We start from the raw sequence: 929 nt of genomic DNA, 5'->3' as shown, positions 1-929 counted from the left end.
CCCTCAATCGGCCGGCCTCGTCCAACCGCACGGGCCGGGCGACTTGATCGTGCCCACCGGTCACGCGTGGATGTCGATCGACCAAACCGATGCCCACCCACCCACATGAACGGGAGCACCACCACCGATGCCAGACGGAAGCATCTTCAAACGGTGCGGCTGCCGCCGCCCAGAGACCGGCAAGCCGCTGGGGAACGACTGCCCGAAACTGCGCCGCGCGAACGGCGCCTGGAGCTTCGATCACGGCCACTGGGCCTACCAACTCGAACTCCCACCCACCGCCGATGACAAGCGCCGGCAGTTACGCCGCTCCGGCCTGCCCAGCCGACGTGCCGCCGCCGAGGAACTCGACCAGGCCCGCGAACTGCTCGCCCTCGCCCCTCGAGGGGACCGGCGCCGCCGTACCGAGATCGGCGACCTGCTGCAAGCCGCCGTCCGCACCAAGCGGCCCTTGCCCGAGGTCGACCGCATCCGGCAGCGGCTGCGCGGTGATGGCCCCCTCGCTGAAATGCTCACGGTCGCTGAATACCTGATCGGCTGGCTGACCCACCTCACGGTCGACGAGAACACGCTCCGCGGCTACGAATCGATCGTGCGGGTCCACCTGATCCCCCACCTGGGCGACATCCCGTTGGACAAGCTGCGCACCACCCACATCCGCGACATGTTCGCCGCGATCGAGCGACGCAACGACGAGATCACCGCCGCGAAGGCCAGCACCGACCCGACGATCCGCAAGATGGTCACCGGTGTGCGGCCCACCGGCGCCACCACACGCCAGCGCATCCGCGCCTGTCTCCGCAAGGCGATCAACGACGCCCTCGCCGACGAACTCATCGTCGGCGCCAACCCCGCCGCCCTGGTCAAGGTCCCCGCCGACCGGCCCCTACCGATCGTGTGGGAGGACGAACGCGTGCAACGGTGGAAGT

At 69.2% G+C, this 929-nt stretch carries 1 pseudogene; it reads left to right on the top strand.

Annotation, left to right across the window (positions count from 1 at the left end):
• Positions 1-127: 127 nt before the first annotated feature.
• Positions 128-929, top strand: a pseudogene (locus DLJ47_RS00020) (site-specific integrase); the annotation flags it as partial.

Source organism: Micromonospora sp. S4605, from assembly GCF_003176715.1.
GTDB classification, from domain to species: Bacteria; Actinomycetota; Actinomycetes; order Mycobacteriales; family Micromonosporaceae; genus Micromonospora; species Micromonospora echinaurantiaca.
The sequence above is the reverse complement of the archived record's forward strand: the minus strand, read 5'-3'. Positions and strand labels throughout refer to the sequence as shown.